General features: G+C 71.5%; 15 protein-coding genes and 1 pseudogene. 11 read left to right on the top strand and 5 right to left on the bottom strand.

Annotated elements, in window-relative coordinates; genetic code table 11:
* Positions 1 to 6: 6 nt before the first annotated feature.
* The 9 genes from ACFYZ8_RS03540 to ACFYZ8_RS03500 all read left to right on the top strand — a co-directional run bounded on the left by ACFYZ8_RS03540 (position 7) and on the right by ACFYZ8_RS03500 (position 10,467).
* Positions 7 to 1,395, top strand: a complete 1,389-nt coding sequence (locus ACFYZ8_RS03540; protein ID WP_388538563.1) for an amidohydrolase — start codon at positions 7 to 9, stop codon at positions 1,393 to 1,395.
* On the top strand, positions 1,385 to 2,443 hold the full coding sequence (locus tag ACFYZ8_RS03535; protein ID WP_388538564.1) for a LacI family DNA-binding transcriptional regulator: 1,059 nt from the start codon (positions 1,385 to 1,387) through the stop codon (positions 2,441 to 2,443). Before ACFYZ8_RS03540 ends, ACFYZ8_RS03535 begins: the two co-directional genes overlap by 11 nt.
* 32 nt (positions 2,444 to 2,475) lie before the next feature.
* A complete protein-coding gene (locus ACFYZ8_RS03530; RefSeq protein WP_388538565.1) occupies positions 2,476 to 3,291 on the top strand; it encodes a glutamine amidotransferase in 816 nt (271 codons plus the stop codon).
* On the top strand, positions 3,291 to 4,025 hold the full coding sequence (deoD, locus tag ACFYZ8_RS03525) for a purine-nucleoside phosphorylase (protein WP_388538566.1): 735 nt from the start codon (positions 3,291 to 3,293) through the stop codon (positions 4,023 to 4,025). The genes ACFYZ8_RS03530 and deoD overlap by 1 nt, the downstream gene beginning before the upstream one ends.
* A 109-nt stretch (positions 4,026 to 4,134) precedes the next feature.
* Positions 4,135 to 5,229 (top strand): BMP family ABC transporter substrate-binding protein, encoded by a 1,095-nt coding sequence (locus ACFYZ8_RS03520; protein ID WP_359038274.1) that lies wholly within the window; start codon positions 4,135 to 4,137, stop codon positions 5,227 to 5,229.
* 16 nt (positions 5,230 to 5,245) lie between these two features.
* Positions 5,246 to 6,826, top strand: a complete 1,581-nt coding sequence (locus ACFYZ8_RS03515) for an ABC transporter ATP-binding protein (RefSeq protein WP_388538568.1) — start codon at positions 5,246 to 5,248, stop codon at positions 6,824 to 6,826.
* Positions 6,823 to 7,944, top strand: coding sequence for an ABC transporter permease (locus ACFYZ8_RS03510; RefSeq protein ID WP_388538570.1), 1,122 nt, complete (start codon positions 6,823 to 6,825; stop codon positions 7,942 to 7,944). The genes ACFYZ8_RS03515 and ACFYZ8_RS03510 overlap by 4 nt, the downstream gene beginning before the upstream one ends.
* A complete protein-coding gene (locus ACFYZ8_RS03505; RefSeq protein WP_359038280.1) occupies positions 7,944 to 8,900 on the top strand; it encodes an ABC transporter permease in 957 nt (318 codons plus the stop codon). The genes ACFYZ8_RS03510 and ACFYZ8_RS03505 overlap by 1 nt, the downstream gene beginning before the upstream one ends.
* A gap of 376 nt (positions 8,901 to 9,276) precedes the next feature.
* Positions 9,277 to 10,467, top strand: coding sequence for an esterase-like activity of phytase family protein (locus tag ACFYZ8_RS03500; RefSeq protein ID WP_388538572.1), 1,191 nt, complete (start codon positions 9,277 to 9,279; stop codon positions 10,465 to 10,467).
* A 385-nt stretch (positions 10,468 to 10,852) separates the two neighbouring features.
* On the opposite strand, the gene ACFYZ8_RS03495 is transcribed toward ACFYZ8_RS03500, so the two are convergent.
* Positions 10,853 to 11,245, bottom strand: coding sequence for an MmcQ/YjbR family DNA-binding protein (locus ACFYZ8_RS03495; protein ID WP_388538574.1), 393 nt, complete (start codon positions 11,243 to 11,245; stop codon positions 10,853 to 10,855).
* Positions 11,242 to 11,637 (bottom strand): MmcQ/YjbR family DNA-binding protein, encoded by a 396-nt coding sequence (locus tag ACFYZ8_RS03490; RefSeq protein ID WP_388538576.1) that lies wholly within the window; start codon positions 11,635 to 11,637, stop codon positions 11,242 to 11,244. The genes ACFYZ8_RS03495 and ACFYZ8_RS03490 overlap by 4 nt, the downstream gene beginning before the upstream one ends.
* A 237-nt stretch (positions 11,638 to 11,874) precedes the next feature.
* Between ACFYZ8_RS03490 and ACFYZ8_RS03485 the strand changes: the two genes are divergently transcribed.
* Positions 11,875 to 12,696 (top strand): AraC family transcriptional regulator, encoded by an 822-nt coding sequence (locus ACFYZ8_RS03485; RefSeq protein ID WP_359038288.1) that lies wholly within the window; start codon positions 11,875 to 11,877, stop codon positions 12,694 to 12,696.
* Positions 12,697 to 12,865: 169 nt separating this feature from the next.
* On the opposite strand, the gene ACFYZ8_RS03480 is transcribed toward ACFYZ8_RS03485, so the two are convergent.
* Genes ACFYZ8_RS03480 through ACFYZ8_RS03470 form a run of 3 tightly spaced genes read right to left on the bottom strand, consistent with a single transcriptional unit; the run spans position 12,866 to position 15,374 of the window.
* Positions 12,866 to 13,888, bottom strand: a complete 1,023-nt coding sequence (locus ACFYZ8_RS03480; RefSeq protein WP_388538578.1) for an alcohol dehydrogenase catalytic domain-containing protein — start codon at positions 13,886 to 13,888, stop codon at positions 12,866 to 12,868.
* Positions 13,889 to 13,947: 59 nt separating this feature from the next.
* Positions 13,948 to 14,220, bottom strand: coding sequence for a hypothetical protein (locus ACFYZ8_RS03475; protein WP_388538580.1), 273 nt, complete (start codon positions 14,218 to 14,220; stop codon positions 13,948 to 13,950).
* Positions 14,220 to 15,374: a carboxylesterase family protein gene (locus tag ACFYZ8_RS03470; protein WP_388538582.1), complete on the bottom strand. Its 1,155-nt coding sequence runs from the start codon at positions 15,372 to 15,374 to the stop codon at positions 14,220 to 14,222. Before ACFYZ8_RS03470 ends, ACFYZ8_RS03475 begins: the two co-directional genes overlap by 1 nt.
* Before the next feature lie 491 nt (positions 15,375 to 15,865).
* Here ACFYZ8_RS03470 and ACFYZ8_RS03465 point away from each other — a divergent pair.
* Positions 15,866 to 15,967 (top strand): annotated as a pseudogene (locus tag ACFYZ8_RS03465) (DNA-binding response regulator); the annotation flags it as partial.
* Positions 15,968 to 16,151 lie beyond the last annotated feature (184 nt).

Genomic DNA, 16,151 nt, shown 5'->3' with positions numbered 1-16,151 from the left:
ATCCACATGACGCGCCGACTGATCGTGACCTCCTGCTCGGTGCTCGTCGTGCCCGAGCAGGGCCCCTGCCGAGTGGAGACGGACCAGGACATCCTGGTGGAGGACGGAGTGATCGCCTGGCTGGGCCCGGCGGGCTCAGGCCCGGATGCGGCCGGGGCGGAGGCAGCCGGGGCGGATGCGGCCGGGGCGGAGGCAGCCGGGGCGGAGACCGTGGACGGCACGGGACTCGTCGCCGTACCCGGACTCGTGAACGCCCACACGCACGGCCCGATGACGCTGATGCGCGGCGCCGCCGAGGACGTGAGCGTGGAGGCCTGGTTCAACGAGCGGGTGTGGCCCATGGAGGTCAACCTCACCCCCGCCGACGTCGGCCTCGGTGCGCAGCTGGCCTGTGCCGAGATGCTGCTCAGCGGGGTGACCACGTTCGCGGACCACTACTTCCACGCCGAGCGGATCGCCGACGCCGTCGTACGCACCGGAATCCGGGCCGACATCGCGCCGACCTTCTTCAGCAGCCGGGGCCGCGCGGCCCTGGAGGAGAGCGCCGAGACCGCCGTAGCCCTGCACGGGACGGGCGACGGGCGGGTCACCGCGTCGCTGGGCCCGCACGCGCCTTACACCGTCGAGGACGCCGACCTGGTCCGCCTCGCGGAGCTGGCCCGGGAGGCGGGCCTGCGCATCCACATCCACGCGGCCGAGCACCTGGAGCAGACCGAGTCGAGTCTCGCCCGGCGCGGAGTCACCCCGATCACGGTGCTGGAGCGGACCGGTGTGCTGGACGCGGGCGCGCTGATCGCGCACGGGTGCGGCATCGTCCCGGACGACCTGCCGACGCTGGCGGCGCACCGGGACCGTACCGGCGTGGCCTGCTGCCCGAAGGTGTATCTGAAGCACGCCCTGCGTCCGCTCACCCCGGTACGGGGCCTGCTGGACGCCGGTGTCGCCGTCGGGGCCGGGACGGACGGGGCCGCCGGGCACAACACGCTGGACGTGTGGGAGGCGATGCGGCTGATCGCGCTGACCCAGAAGCAGGCCGAACGGGACGCCACCTGGATGACGGTGTCCGACACCGTCCGGCTGGCCACGCGCGGCGGCGCCCGGGCACTCGGGCTCGGCGACCGGATCGGCGCCCTTGAGCCGGGCCGCGCCGCGGACATCGTGCTGGTCGACCTGGGCGGAGCGCACTGCCGGCCGGTGCACGACCCGGTGGCGGCCCTGGTCTACAGCGCCCGTGCCAGCGATGTGCGCACGGTCGTGGTGGACGGTCGGGTCGTGGTGCGCGACGGCCGACTGCTGACGGTGGACCTGCCGGGGCTGCTGGCCGAGATCGAGGCCCGCGTACCCGCGCTGCTCGACACCTCGCACGGCAGGGCGGTGCAGCACTATGACCCGTGAGCGGGACGAGGAACCGGGGCGCCGCCGGCTGCGGCGGCCCGCGTCGATCAAGGACGTGGCGGCCGCCGCCCGTGTCAGCCCGACCACGGTGTCCCATGTGCTCAGCGGCAACCGGCCGGTCGCGGAGGAGACCGCCGAGCGGGTCCGCTCGGTCGTCAGCAGGCTCGGCTACGTCCCCGCGTCCACGGCCCGCAACCTCCAGGCCGGTTCGACCAACGTCATAGGGCTGCTGGTGCCCGACATCACCAACCAGTTCTTCGCCGAACTCGCCAAAGGTGTCGACGACGCCGCCCACGACCTGGGCTACGGGGTCATCCTCTGCAACACCGAGTTCGACCCCGACCGGGAGGACCGCTATCTGGAGATGCTCCGCGGCCGGTTCATCGACGGCATGGTGTACGCCTCCGGCTCGCCGCCCTCCCGCAACCGGCTGGCCTCGCTGCTCGGGCGGTTCCCCATCGCCCTGGCCGACGAGGTCGTCCCCGGGCTGCTGGAGCAGACCATCCTGGTCACCGCCGACCACCGCGCGGGCGGCCGGCTGATCGGACAGCACCTGCGTGAGCTGGGCCACCGCCGGGTGCTGGCGATCAGCGGGCCGGTCGACCTGGTCAGCAGCCTGGAGCGGATCGCCGGTTTCCGGGAGGCGTTCGGCGACGCGGGCGTCACCGAGGTCGAGGGCGCGTTCGTCGAACGGTCCGGCTACGACCTGGTCGCCACGGCCCTGGAGGGCGGCGGTCCGCGTCGCTTCACCGCGGTGTTCGCCGCCAACGACCTGATGGCGCTCGGCGCGATCGCCGCGCTGGAGGACGCGGGCCTGCGCGTCCCCGACGACGTCTCGGTGGCGGGCTTCGACGACATCATGCTCGCCTCCCGGGTCCACCCCCGCCTCACCACCGTCCACCAGCCCGCCTACGACGTCGGCCGCACCGCCGGCGCCCAGCTCCTCAGCTACGTCCACCGCGACGAGGTGCCCCCCGCGTCCCGGCACATCCTGCCGGTCCGGCTGAAGGTCCGCGCCAGCACGGCGCCCGTGCGCCCGGCCCGCTGACCGGGGCACCGCCGCCCCACCACACACCTCTTATGAAAGGCCGTACAGCGATGCCCCATGTCCTCGTCGTGGGTGAGTCCTGGTTCACCCACTCCGTCCACCAGAAGGGGTTCGACTCCTTCTTCACCTCCGAGTACGTCGAAGGCGCCCAGGTCTTCCTCGACGCGCTGCGCGACCGCGGCCACACGGTGACGTACGTCCCGGCGCACGAGATTGCGAGCAGAGTGCCCGCCACCGCCGAGGGACTGGACGCCTACGACGCCGTCGTGATCAGCGACGTCGGGGCCAACAGCTTCCAGCTCACCCCGCAGACCTTCGCCCACTCCCTCCCCGCGCCGGACCGCACGGAACTGCTCCGGGAATACGTCGAGCGCGGCGGCGGCCTGCTGATGGTCGGGGGCTACCTCACCTTCACCGGCATCGACGCCAAGGCCCGCTGGGGCCGCACCCCGCTGGCCGCCGCGCTGCCGGTCACCCTGTACGACCGGGACGACCGGGTGGAGCTGCCCGCCGGGGCGGCACCACGCGTCCTCGCCGGGCACCCGGTGGTCGACGGGCTCGACACGACCTGGCCGGAGCTGCTCGGCCTGAACGAGGTGGCGGTACGGGACGGCGCGGAGCTGCTCGTCGAGTGTGCGGGGCATCCGCTGCTCGCGGTGGGCGGCTACGGCGCGGGCAGGTCGGCGGCCTTCACGTCCGACCTGGCGCCGCACTGGGCCCCGCCCGCCTTCCTGGAGTGGGAGGGCTACCCCGAGCTGTGGGACCGGCTGGTCCGCTGGCTGACCGGCGCCCCGGCAACGGCAGAGTCGGAGACAGCGGCAGCGGCAGAGGCAGAGGAGGAGGCCTGATGGTCACCGCCCACATCTCGGCCGCCCCCGGCGACTTCGCTCCGGACGTGCTGATGCCCGGCGACCCGCGCCGGGCCCGCCGTATCGCGGAAACGATCCTTCAGGACGCCCGACTGGTCACGGACGTGCGCGGCATCGAGGGCTACACCGGCACGTACCGAGGGGCGCCCCTGTCCGTGCTGGCCTCGGGTATGGGCATGCCGTCCGTCACGATCTACGCCACCGAGCTCTTCCGCTTCTACGGCGTACGCCGCATCGTGCGGGTCGGCACCGCGGGCGCCCTCCCCGCCGCCGTGGGCTTGCGGGACGTCGTCGTGGCCACCGCCGCCCACACCGACTCGGCGATGGGCAGCCGCCGTATCGACGGAGTGCACCTCAGTCACACCGCCTCCTTCGGCCTCGTCGCGGCGGCCGCGCAGGCCGCCGAAGCCGGGGACGAGGACGGAGGGGGACCGCGCACGCACATCGGGCCGGTGTTCACCACCGACCACTTCTATCTGGAGCGTCCGGAGCTCTTCGAGCGGCTGGAGGCCCACGGGACCCTGGCCGTCGAGATGGAAGCCGCCGGCCTGTACGCGACCGCCGCCGCAGAAGGCGGCCAGGCGCTCGCCGTCCTGACGATCAGCGACCACGTGCGCCACCCGGAGGCGCTCACCCCGGCCGAGCGCGAGACGGACTTCGACAGGGCCGTCGCCATCGCGGCCACCGCACTGCTCCCGGAAACAAAGTCCTAACGCGAGAGCACACGGACACCCATAGCCAAAACGTTTTGCATTGCATAGCTTTCGGCCAATAGCCGAGAACAACCCTCGTAGAGACTCGTAGAGAAAGGCAATCCGGACGGTGGACAAGATCAGAATTCTGGGAGGCGTCGCGGCGCTCTCCCTCACCCTCGCCGCTTGCGGTGCCTCGACGGACTCCGGATCTTCCCAGTCCGGGACATCCGGAAAGCCGCGCATCAAGTTCGTCATCAACGGAAACCTCGGCGACCGCTCCTTCTTCGACTCCGCGTACGCGGGCCTGAAGAAGACCGAGAAAGACCTCGGTTACAGCCTGAAGGTCGTCGAGTTGGGCAGCGACCGCACGAAGTGGGCCTCCGGCTTCGAGGACGCCGCCGCCGGTGACGACTACGACGTGCTCGCCGCGGGCACCGTCGACACCGTCGGCTTCGTCTCCAAACTGGCCCCGGAATACCCGGACAAGAAGTTCTGGCTCTTCGACGGATCCGTCGACTACACGGGCAAGAGCGGCTGTTCCAACAAGTGCGCGAACGTCTACTCCGTGACCTTCAAGCAGAACGAGGCCGCTTATCTCGCCGGATTCCTCGCGGACAAACTCGTCGCCGCCAAGGCCCTTCCCGGCAGTTCCGGAAACGGGAAGGTGGGCGTGATCGGCGGAGTGCAGATCCCGGTGATCGAGGACTTCGTCGTCGGATTCAAGGCAGGCTTCAAGGCGGCGGGCGGAAATCCGTCCTCCGGTGTCCTCGTGCAGTACGTCGGCGGCGACAACCCGTTCGGCGACCCGGCGAAGGGCAAGCAGATCGCCTCGGCGATGTACGGCCAGGGCGCCGAACTGGTGTGGCCCGTCGCCGGATCCTCCGGGCTCGGCGTGTTCGAGTCGGCCGTCGCCGCCAAGCGGTACGCCTTCGGCGTCGACTCCGACCAGTACAAGACGCTCACCGACCCCGCTCAGCGGGACACCGTCGTCACCTCCATCCTCAAGAACGCCGGCAACGCCCTCTACCTGGCGGCCAAGGCGAACAAGGCCGGCACGCTCGCCTACGGGAAGCCCGCCGCCGTGGGCCTGGCCGAGGACGGCGTGGGCTACGTGGACAACGCCCACTTCGACAAGCTCGTCCCCGCCGCCGTACGCGCCGAACTCGAGGCGCAGGCCGCGAAGGTCAAGTCCGGTGCCGTCAAGGTCCCTTCGGCCTTCTGACCTCCGAGGAACACTGGTGGAACCCATCGAGGAAACCGACGCGACCGTGCACGGCGTCGCGGAGAAGCCCCCTGCCGCCCTTGCGGCCACGGGCCTGGGCAAGACCTACCCCAACGGCACCCGTGCCGTGATCGACGTCGACCTGTCGGTGCCCGTCGGCGAGATCAGGGCGATCGTCGGGCAGAACGGCGCCGGCAAGTCCACCCTGATGAAGCTGCTGTACGGGCTGGAACAGCCGTCGGCCGGCCAACTCAGCGTGCACGGCAGGCCGGTCAGGCTCTCCCGGCCGCAGGACGCCATCGCCCTCGGGGTGGGCATGGTCCACCAGAACCTCATGCTGGTGCCGTCGTTCACCATCGCCGAGAACGTCGTCCTCGGCGTGGAACCGGGCCGGGCGGGCCGCGTCGACCGCGTGGCCGCCGCCGAACGCACCGCCGCGCTGGCCGAGGAGGCCGGCCTCGCCGTCGACCCGGAGGCCAGGGTCGACGCGGTCTCGGTGGGGATGCGCCAACGCGCCGAGATCCTCAAGGCCCTGCACCGCGGCGCCCGCATCCTGATCCTCGACGAGCCCACCGCCGTGCTCACCCCCCAGGAGACCACCGACCTGTTCGGCGCGGTCCGCAGGCTGCGCGACTCGGGCATGACCGTGCTGTTCATCTCGCACAAGCTCAAGGAGGTACGGGAGATCAGCGACCGGGTCACCGTCATGCGCGCCGGTTCGATGATCGCGACCGTACGCACCGAGGAGGCGACCCCGGCGCAGCTGGCGTCCCTGATGGTCGGCCGGGAGATGTCCCTCGACGTGCCGAAGCCCCCGGCGCGGCCCGGAGCGGGAGTGCTGCGGGTGCGGGGGCTCTCCGGCCCCTCGGTGCACGACGTCTCCCTCGACATCGCGGCCGGGGAGATCGTCGGCCTCGCGGGCGTCGAGGGCAACGGCCAGACCGAACTCGTCGAACTGCTCGCCGGACTGCGCCGGCCCACCGCCGGATCGGTCACCGTGGACGGCGCCGACGTCACCCACCTCGACGCGGCGGGCCACCGCCGGGCCGGGGTCGCCCACGTGCCCGAGGACCGGCTGTCGAACGGGGCGGCCCTGGACCGCTCCCTCGCCGACAACCTGATCGTCGACCGCCACGACCGGCCCCCCGTCGCCCGTCGCGGCGTCCTGCGCACCCGCCGCATCCGTGAGCTGGCCGAGGACCTGATCGGCCGGTACGCGATCCGCGCCCCGCATCCCGACGCGGCGGCCGGTTCCCTGTCCGGCGGCAACCTGCAGAAGGTCGTTGTCGCCCGCGAACTCTCCGCCCGGCCACGCCTGTTGCTCGCCGCCCAGCTGACCCGGGGTGTCGACATCGGCGCCATGCACTTCATGTACGAGCGGCTGATCGAGGCCCGGGACGAGGGCGCGGCGGTGCTGCTGGTCTCCGCCGACCTCGGTGAACTGCTCGCGCTCTCCGACCGGTTGCTGGTCATCAAGGACGGCCGTCTCGTCGCCCGCTTCGACGACCCGACCGGGCTCACCGAGGAGGCCACCGGCCTGTACATGCTCGGTGTGGAGCGGCATCCGGACGAGCGGATCACGGAAGGTGTCCGATGACCTCGATCCTGGAACCCGGAACAACGGAGGAACGGCAGGGCCGCCGGGACTTCCTGGCCACCCGGCGCCGTACGGTGGTCGTCGAGCTGACGATGACCGTGCTCACCGTCGCCGTCGCCGTCCTCATCGCCTTCCTGGTCGTCCTGGCCACCGGCAAGGACGCCACCGGCGCGCTGAACGCCCTGCTCACCGGCCCGTTGGAGCGCACACCCCGGATCGGCCGCTGGCTCGCCGACGCCACCACCCTGGCGCTGCTCGGTCTGTCCGTCTCGATCCCCTTCCGGGCCCGGCAGATCAGCCTCGGCGCGGAGGGCCAGGTGTACGCCGGCGCGCTCGCGAGCGCGCTGGTGGCGATCCACCTGCACCTGCCGCCGGTCGCCGCCATCGTGGTGCCGCTCGCCGTCGCCGCCCTCGCCGGGGGCGCGCTGGGCGCGGTCCCGGGGGTGATGAAGGCCCGCCTCGGCGCCAACGAGATCGTGGCCACCCTGATGCTGAACGCCGTCGTCGTACGCGTCTTCGACTATCTCCTCACCGACCACATCAAGGCGCCCGACAGCAGCGCCGTGCAGTCCGCCCCCGTGCGGCCCGACTCGGCGTTGCCGCTGCTCTCGGACTTCTTCGGCGTGCCCCTGGACCAGGCGAACATCGGCCTGTTCGGGATGCTCGCGGTGGCCGCGGCCGTCTGGTTCCTGCTCGCGAGGACCCCGCTCGGCTACCGCATCCGGATCACCGGCTCCAACCCGGACTTCGCCCGCTACGGCGGCCTCGACGTGCCGCGCACCATCGAGTGGAGCTTCGTCATCGGCGGCGCGCTGGCCGGTCTGGCGGGGGCGCACCTGGCCCTCGGCGTCTACGGCGGGCTCCAGCCCGACATGGCCGGCGGCCTGGCCTTCGAGGGCATCGTCGTCGCCCTGCTGGGCCGCAACAACCCGGTCGGCGTGGTCGCCGCCGCGCTCCTCTACTCGTATCTGCGCGTCGGCGGCGATGTGATGGAGCAGCAGACCGACGTCGGCTCCGAGGCCGTGACCATCATCCAGGCGGTCATCGTGCTGCTCGTGACCGCGCGGGCGCTGCCCGAACTCGTCAAGCGGTACCTCGCCCGAAGGGAGGCCCGCTGATGGGCCCGGTCCTCGACGTCGTGCTCAGCACCGGATTCCTCGCGGCGATCCTCGGGGTGTCCACGCCGTACGTCCTCGCCGCCCTCGGTGGTCTGCTGGCCGAGCGGGCCGGTGTGCCCAACATCGCCCTGGAGGGCTCGATGCTGACCGCGGCCTGCACGGGTGCGCTGGTCGCCGGATACAGCGGCTCGGTGTGGGCGGGGGCAGTCTGCGGGATCGCCGGGGGCGCGCTGCTCGCGCTGCTGCTCGGCGTACTGCACCTGTACCTCGGCGCGGACGCCATCATCGCGGGCATCGGCCTCAACCTCCTCGCGGCGGGCGCGACCGCGTACACCGTGTACGCGCTCCTCGGCGACAAGGGCGGGACCAGCAGGCTCCACAGCGGCGCGCTGCCCTCGGTACGCCTCCCCCTGATCGAGGACGTCCCCGGTCTCGGCGCGGTGCTCAGCGGGCAGAACGTACTGACCTGGGCCGCCCTCGCCGCGGCCCCCGCGGTGGCCTGGCTGCTGTACCGGGCCCGGTTCGGCTTCCATCTGCGCGCGGTGGGCGAGCATCCCGAGGCGGCCCGCTCGGTCGGCATCCATGTGCACCGGGTCCAGTTCCGCGCCCTCGCGCTCAGCGGTGCGCTGGCCGGGGCGGCCGGGGTGTTCCTGAGCATGGGCGCGGTGTCCTTCTTCGTCACCGGCATGACCGCGGGCCGCGGCTACATCGCCCTGGCCGCCGTGTTCCTCGGCGCCCTGCGCCCCTGGGGCGTCTTCCTCGCCGCCCTCGGCTTCGGCACCGCCGAGGCCCTCGCCGTCCAGCTCGGCAACCTCGCCATCCCGTCCCAGCTGGTCTCCGCGATCCCGTACGCCTTCACCCTGCTCGCCCTCGCGTTCTTCGCCTGGCGCCGCCACCGCGCATCCCGCACCACACCCGCGCCCCCGCCAGGCCTGCCCACCCTGGAAACCCCATGACCACCCACGGCGCCGTGCTCCTCGCCGCCCCACACCCCTGAGCCCTCTTCCACACCGCCCCCGGCTCCCCCGGCTTCAGCACCGCCGCGTCCCTCACCATCCAGCTCACCCTCGCGTTACTTCACCTGACGCCACCGGCGCCCCCCGCACCACACCCGCGCCCCCCGCCCGGCCTGCCCACCCCGGAAACCCCATGAGCACCCGCGCCACCCGCACCCCTGACGCCTCTTCCACACCGCCCCCGGCTCCCCCGGCTTCAGCACCGCCGCGTCCCTCACCGTCCAGCTCACCCTCGCGCTCCTTCACCTGACGCCACCACCACGCGCCCCGCACCACACCCGCGCCCCCCGCCCGGCCTGCCCACCCCGGAGACCCCATGAGCACCCGCGCCACCCGCGCCACCCGCGCCCGAATCTTCGCCGGCGCCGTCGTCCTCGCCGCGCTTCCCGCCCTCGCCGGCACCCCGGCCGCCGCCCAAAGCAGCGCCAGCCCCAGCGGCGTACGGCTGGACTTCCTGGGCGAGCGGGAGCTGCCGAACGCGATGCCCTTCCAGGGCACCACGGTCGGCGGCCTGTCCGCCATCAGCTACGACGCGAGGACCGGTACGTACTACCTGATCAGCGACGACCGGTCCCAGACCGGCCCCGCCCGCTTCTACACCGCGCACATCGACCTCTCCGACGGCGCCCTCAAGGGCGTCGAACTCGCCGGCACCCACCCCTGGCTCCGCCCGGACGGCACCGCCTTCCCGCCCACCTCGACCGCGTCCGCAACCGTCGCGCCCGACCCGGAGGGCATCGCCGTGGACCCGCGCGACGGGGGCCTGGTCTGGACGAGCGAGGGCGAACGCATCGTGCCGTCCGACGGCCCGGCCCTCCTCGGCGACCCCTGGATCCGCCGCGCCACCACGACCGGCGCCTACCTCGGACAGCTCCCGCTGCCCCCTCAACTGCACATGAACTCCCAGGAGTTCGGACCCCGCAAGAACCAGACCCTGGAAGGAGTCACCTTCACCCCGGACGGCCGGCGGATCGTCACCGCCATGGAGGACCCCCTCTACCAGGACGGCGACGCCCCCACCCCCGAGCACGGCGCGCTCACCCGCATCACCGTCCACGACACCCGCACCGGACAGCCACTGGCCCAGTACGCCTACCCGCTGGAGCCGCTGTTCGCCACACCCCCGGCGGGCAGCACCGACACCAACGGCGTCAGCGACCTCGTGTCCCTCGGCCACGACCGCTTCCTGGTCCTGGAGCGCGCCTCGATCTACGCCGACAACAACTGGAAGGCCCGCATCTATCTGGTCGACCTGCACGGCGCCACGGACGTCCTGGGCCGCGACTCCCTCACCGCCCCGTCCGCGCGGCCCGTCAAGCCGGTCCACAAGACACTGGTGACCGACCTGTCCGACGTACCCGGACTGCCCCGGGTCGACAACGTCGAGGGCATCACCCTCGGCCCCCGCCTCCCCGACGGCCGCCGCACCGTCGTCCTGGTCTCCGACGACAACTTCGCCGCACGCCAGGTGACCCAGTTCATCGCCTTCGCGATCCGAGGGATCTGAAGAGCTGCCTGGAGTTCAAAACTGTTGACGTGGGGCGGGTGGGACTCGAATCCACGGCCGACGGATCATGAGTCCTTGACCAGCGGGGGCTGCAGACAAGTTCTTGGTGGCTTACGGTTTCCGTGCCTCGGACCTGGAGGTCCGTGCCCTCGATGACGACGTCTCGGACAGCCCGCGCGCGCCGATCCAACTCTCGTGCTCGGGACAGCACTGATGCGGGCGTGACCCCGCCTTCCGCCAGGCCGAGCCGAAGGACGCGCTTGCCGGTGAGCCGGGTCGTGAACGTGCGCATGCCGTAGGCGAAGCCGTGGTTCCAGACCCGGTCGATCCAGACAGTCGGCTTGAGGCGCGGCTGGTTCGCACCGGCGGGAAGGTGTGCTGAGATTCAGGTGCCGACCCGCTGCGATCCTGTGCGGCTGGGCGGGCGCTTGTCGTGGGGCAGATGGTCGACGGCCAGGTCGTAGGAGTGCCCGACCGCCTCGTCGACCAGGCGCTTGGTGATGCCTCGTCCCGGACCGACCGAGATCCAGTGCTTCTTGTCCAGGTAGCGGCCCGGGGTGATCGAGGCGTAGCCGCGCTCCAGTGCCCGCGCGTGCTCGGGCTCGCACTTGACCGTGATGATCTGCTCGTCCGGATCGTCGGTGACGATCAGGAACACCTTGCCCGCGACCTTGTACACGTCGAGCCCCGGGGTGAAGGGGTAGCCGTGACTGACGTCGGGGAGGGCCAGGGCCGTCTTGCGTGCGGTGTCCTGGAGCCGGTCACCGGCCGCGCTCACCGGGCCGTCCGGGTGTCGGTGCCGTAGGTGTGCGGGTCGACGGGCCGCTCGGCCTTGGGCAGCTGGGCGACGACGAGCCGGTAGGAGTCGGTGACGAGCTCCCTGACGAGTTCCTTGTCGACGCCTTCTCCGCCCTCCACGGTGATCCAGTGCTTCTTGTTCATGTGGTAGCCGGGAGTGATGTGGCTGTACTGCTCCCGCAGGGCGTGGGCCTCGCCGGGGTCCGCCTTGAGGATCACGACGGGCCGCCCCGGGACCTCTGTCATCAGCATGAACACCTTGCCGCGCACCTTGAAGACCTCCCAGTCCGGGCCGAACGGGTGCTCCAGCTGGGCTCCGGGGAGTTCCTCCGCGCAGTCGGCGGCGGTCTTGTGCAGGACCGGTCCGTTCATGGGGCGTTTCCTTCCTCAGGTGGTGACGGACTGTGGCATCGAAAGACGTGGGGGGCGCGCCGCGCGGGCGCGGTGGCATGTCCCATCCTTCCGCCGCAGCCGACCGGAAGGGCGGTAGGCTGCGGACACGTGATGGTCGACAAGGGACACCTTGCCCCGGGGGGAAGCGCGGGCGGTGCGGCCGCGGTTCCGCTGTTCGGGTTCCAGCCCCCGGTCGGTACCCCGTACGGCCTTGAGGTGAGTACCGTCGAGGACTTCTTCGCGGAGCACGACGACTGGCCGTGGAACCCGCCCCGTCCGGGCCGTGCCACCTTCCACTACCTCATCGCGATCACCGAGGGTGAGCTGCGGCATGACGTCGACTACGTGACGCGGACCGTCGCCCCCGGTCAGTGGCTGTGGGTGCGCCCCGGGCACGCGCAGTGCTGGCATCCGCCCGGCGCGGCCCGCGGCCCGTTCATCCTGTTCGAACCGGACGTGCTACGGCCCGACCTCGCCCGTCTCCTGGCCCCGCTCACCGCGCACGAGGCCCCTGCCGTGCTCACCCCGCACCCCGACGACACCAACTGGCTCCAGCAGACGGCACTTCAGCTCCTGGACGAACACCGCTCCCTGGGGCGCCGCCCTCTCGACATCCACCACGCCCTGCGGCGCAGCCTGCTCGAATCACTGCTGCTGCGCCTGGCCAACTCCCCGGGCATCGCCCTCGTCGGCACGGCCACGGCCGCCAATGGCCGCGCCGACCGGTACGGACGCTTCCTGGACGCCTTGGAACTGCACTTTCGCGAGCTGCACCAAGCCGCGGACTACGCCGAGTTGCTCGGCTGCTCGGTCCGCACCCTCAGCCGCGCCACCCGGGACGCCACCGGCAAGGGAGTACGTGAACTCATCGACGAGCGGCGCCTCCTGGAAGCCCGGCGCCTGCTGGGAAGTGCCCGGTGGGATGCCCGGACGGTGGCCGTCCACCTCGGCTTCACCGACCCCGCCAACTTCGGCCGCTTCTTCCGTGACCGCACCGGCCTCACCCCGGCCGCCTTCGCGGCCGACGAGGCCGGCTGACGGGTCTCGGTGATTTCCGGCCGGTTCTCAGTCGATGGCTTCGATGGCTTCGATGGTGACGTCGACCGTGCCGTCGTACCTCTTGAAGGCATCGGCCCCCGAGTCGACGTGGCCGAATCTCCAACTCCTGTGCCAGTTCCTTCGTAGTTGTTTCTCAGTTGCCCAGGTCTCAGTCCCCCAGGACGACGACGTGCTTGCCCGGCGTGGTGCCGGACTCGACGTCGTCCTGGGCGTCACGGACCTGTTCCAGGCCCTGGTAGACCTTCGCGACCGGGACTCTGAGGCGCCCTGCGACGATGGCCTTGAGCTGGCGGGCGAAGACATCGGCCGGGAGGTCGGCGGCCTGACCGCCGTAGGACGTCAGCCGCACCCCGCCCGGGATCATGAAGGGGGTGAAATCGGGGATCGTCCACTGGCCCGCCAGGGCTCCGGTGAAGCACACCGTGCCGTGCCGGCGGACGGTGCGCAGGCTGTCGGCGAGGACCGAGCAGCCCACCAGCTCCAGTACGGCGTCGACACCCTCCGGCATCAGCTCGCGCACCTGGTCGGCGATCGTGCCGCTGTCGACTACGGGATGGTCGACACCCGCGGCCCGCAGTTCCCCTGCCCGTCCCGGGCTGCGGCTGGTGGACAGCACGGTGGCCCCGAGGTCCTTCGCCAGTGTGGCCGCGCTCAGCCCGACCGTGGAGGTGCCGCCGCGGATCAGCAGCGTCTGCCCAGCCTTGAGATCCAGGCCGGTGGTCAGCGATCCGTAGGCGGTCTGGAACATCTCCGGCAGCGCACCTACGACCTCCCACGGCAGGCCGGTCTCGAAGGGGATGGCCTGCGCCGCGGGGACGGTCACGTACTGCGCGTACGCGCCGTCGTACGAGCGGCCCATGCCGCCCATCATCGTGGCCACCTGCTGTCCCGGCCGCAGCCCGCTGTCCTCGTCGGCCTCGTCGACCACACCGACGCCCTCGATGCCGGGGACGCGCGGGTAGGTGACCTCCGCGTCCGACTCGCCCTTGCGGGTGGTGACCTCGGACTCGTTGACGCCGAACGCCTTCACCCTGATCCGCACCCAGCCGGGCTTACGTGCGGGCACCGGAACATCCTTGATCTCCAGGGCGTCAAGCCCGCCGGGCCGGGTGACGACGACGGCCCGCATCGTGGCTGGTGCGGCCGCGCCGACTGCTGTCGGTTGGCTCATGCCGGATTCCTCACTCTGTTCGCCCCCGTGGTGCGCGGTCGGGTACCGCCCGATGCCCGTCAGGGGCGGTCGATGCCCTCCCACAGGTCGAGGGCCTGCTGGTGGTGGGTGGTGGCCTCGAAGGGAGGGCTGCCGACGCTTCCCGACGTGGGTTCGTCCGTGACAGCGGGCCACAGACGGGACTGCTCACCGGTGGCGAAGTCGAGCACGATGTCGCGGATCCGCGTGTCACGCTCGGCCTGTTCGGCGCTGCGGCCCGGCTGTTCCTGGCCGACCAGGGCGTACATCTCGGTGCCGTGCACCGCGGGCGCGCCCTCGGCGGGCCCGATCATCAGGAGATGGGCGTTGCCGCCGGCGGCGGCGTGCGCCAGGCAGCCGGGAGTGCGAAGAGGTAGTCCGCCATGACCGCGGCGCGGACCTCGGCCGGGGTACGGCCGCCCTGGTCGTAGGCGTCGACGATCTTCTTCGCGCGGGAGCGTGCGATACGCCACCCCACGACCTCGTCGACGATACGGTCGAGGGTGTGCGGGTCGAAGCGGTCGAGGTCGTTCGCCACCCACCACCCCATGTCGTCACTCGCCATGCTCAGCAGCACGTCGACATCGCGGTGCGCGCCCGAGGCGAGGACGTCCATGGGGTGGGCGTGCACCACCGCGCCGGGCTGCCCGATGTCCAGGACGACGCCGGTGGCCTTGTTGTCCACCCCGCCCCGGACTCCGAGATCCGTCGGGGCGACCTTGCGCAGGGCGTCCCGCAGGGAGACCGCGTCGAGGTCGAGCAGCTTCTCCGGGTCGTCCGCCACGCCGAGTTCGGTGACGAACAGGTGCGCGAGCTCCTCGGCCCACCAGGCCGGGACGCTACGAGCGGGCCCGCCGGAGAACCCGGCCAGTCGCCGGTACAGGCCGTCGGCGGAGGAGGCGCCGAGCAGACCGAAGGTGGAGTAGGCACCGGCGCTGTGGCCGTAGACCGTGACCTGGTCGGGGTCGCCGCCGAAGTGGACGATGTTCCGCTTGACCCAGGTCAGCGCGGCGATGATGTCCTGGAGGAAAAGGTTGCTGGCCTCGGCGAGCCGCCCGCCGTAATGCGACAGCGAGAGCGCGCCCAGTGCGCCGAGCCGGTAGTTGACCGACACGCTCACCACGCGCCCCGACGCGGCGAGACCGGCGGCGTTCGAGGTGGTCTGGGTGTTCGAGCCGTACTCGAATCCACCGCCGTGGATGTACACGGTCACCGGAAGCGCCTTGTCAGCCGGCTGCTCAGGAGCCCACACGTTCAGGTTCAGGCAGTCCTCGCCCATCCCGCTGTCCGCTTCGAGCCAGTCGCCGCTATCGGGCTGGACAGAGACGACACCCTTGCGGTCATAGGTGCGGTCCGGATCGAAATCGGCGACCAGAGGGCGGCGATACCGCTCGGCGGTGGCGTACGGGATCCCCCACCAGGACCGCACCCCTGGTGCGGTCGGAGCCTTGGGCACGGTCGCGGTCATGACATGTCCTTCCAGCGCGGTTCGGGCATTCGCGCGTCGCTTCGGCGGCTGGTTGCTCGCGGTGACGTCTCCCAATCGTTTCCCGGGATCCGGTGAAACGCCCGACGGGTGGCGGTCACCCGGTGGTCATCAGGTGACACTTTCGGCAACAAGATCTCGGGGCCTTTCGCGAGAGACGCGCAGGAGGCCGCGCCCCGGCCCGGACGACTGTCGCCGGTCGCCAGGTGGCGGCCTGGCTCAGGAGGCCGCTGAAACAGAACCAGGTCCTCGGCGGTGAGAGCGGGCCGCAGCAGGCTGCCGTTCGTCACGAACCTCGCCCGGCTCGCGATCGCGGTCGGCGTCGACGTCGCCATCGCCATCGCCATCGCCATCGGGGTCGTAACTGCGGGTCGCGGTGAGCATCCCGCCGGCTCCCTGCTGGGACCTTCCCGCCACCGCGCTGTCGGTCAAGGTCGTGCTCGACATCGGAGCGTCCATGACGCGCCGTACGACGAACCCGATTGGCCAGGATCCTCGCCAAACTGCGCCTTCGTGACCGGATCCAGGCCGTCACCCTGGCCTACGAGAGCGGACTGGTTCGTCCTGGCGGGTGACGCCGTCGGGCGCTCGGGACGGTTTCCGACGACCCGGACGCTCCCTGGGTTTCGGACATGTCGATCATGCGCGAGTTCCTTCGCCGCCCGGCCGTCCAGCCTCCAGTCGAGGTAGCCCTTGACCACCGAGGGGACCGATGCGACCGCGGCCGATCTTGCGCAGCCCGAGTGACAGCAAATACTT

It is taken from the genome of Streptomyces sp. NPDC001668, from assembly GCF_042893155.1.
Lineage (GTDB): Bacteria > Actinomycetota > Actinomycetes > Streptomycetales > Streptomycetaceae > Streptomyces.
This window is presented reverse-complemented; position numbering and strand designations above follow the sequence as displayed.

What these genes read in the sequence shown, in the direction of transcription:
- ACFYZ8_RS03480 (WP_388538578.1), bottom strand. Translation starts at nt 13,888, where the DNA reads ATGAGCCAACCGACAGCAGTCGGCGCGGCCGCACCAGCCACGATGCGG.
- ACFYZ8_RS03490 (WP_388538576.1), bottom strand. Translation starts at nt 11,637, where the DNA reads ATGAACGGACCGGTCCTGCACAAGACCGCCGCCGACTGCGCGGAGGAA.
- deoD (WP_388538566.1), top strand. Translation starts at nt 3,291, where the DNA reads ATGGTCACCGCCCACATCTCGGCCGCCCCCGGCGACTTCGCTCCGGAC.
- ACFYZ8_RS03470 (WP_388538582.1), bottom strand. Translation starts at nt 15,374, where the DNA reads ATGACCGCGACCGTGCCCAAGGCTCCGACCGCACCAGGGGTGCGGTCC.
- ACFYZ8_RS03475 (WP_388538580.1), bottom strand. Translation starts at nt 14,220, where the DNA reads ATGATCGGGCCCGCCGAGGGCGCGCCCGCGGTGCACGGCACCGAGATG.
- ACFYZ8_RS03535 (WP_388538564.1), top strand. Translation starts at nt 1,385, where the DNA reads ATGACCCGTGAGCGGGACGAGGAACCGGGGCGCCGCCGGCTGCGGCGG.
- ACFYZ8_RS03505 (WP_359038280.1), top strand. Translation starts at nt 7,944, where the DNA reads ATGGGCCCGGTCCTCGACGTCGTGCTCAGCACCGGATTCCTCGCGGCG.
- ACFYZ8_RS03500 (WP_388538572.1), top strand. Translation starts at nt 9,277, where the DNA reads ATGAGCACCCGCGCCACCCGCGCCACCCGCGCCCGAATCTTCGCCGGC.
- ACFYZ8_RS03530 (WP_388538565.1), top strand. Translation starts at nt 2,476, where the DNA reads ATGAAAGGCCGTACAGCGATGCCCCATGTCCTCGTCGTGGGTGAGTCC.
- ACFYZ8_RS03540 (WP_388538563.1), top strand. Translation starts at nt 7, where the DNA reads ATGACGCGCCGACTGATCGTGACCTCCTGCTCGGTGCTCGTCGTGCCC.
- ACFYZ8_RS03510 (WP_388538570.1), top strand. Translation starts at nt 6,823, where the DNA reads ATGACCTCGATCCTGGAACCCGGAACAACGGAGGAACGGCAGGGCCGC.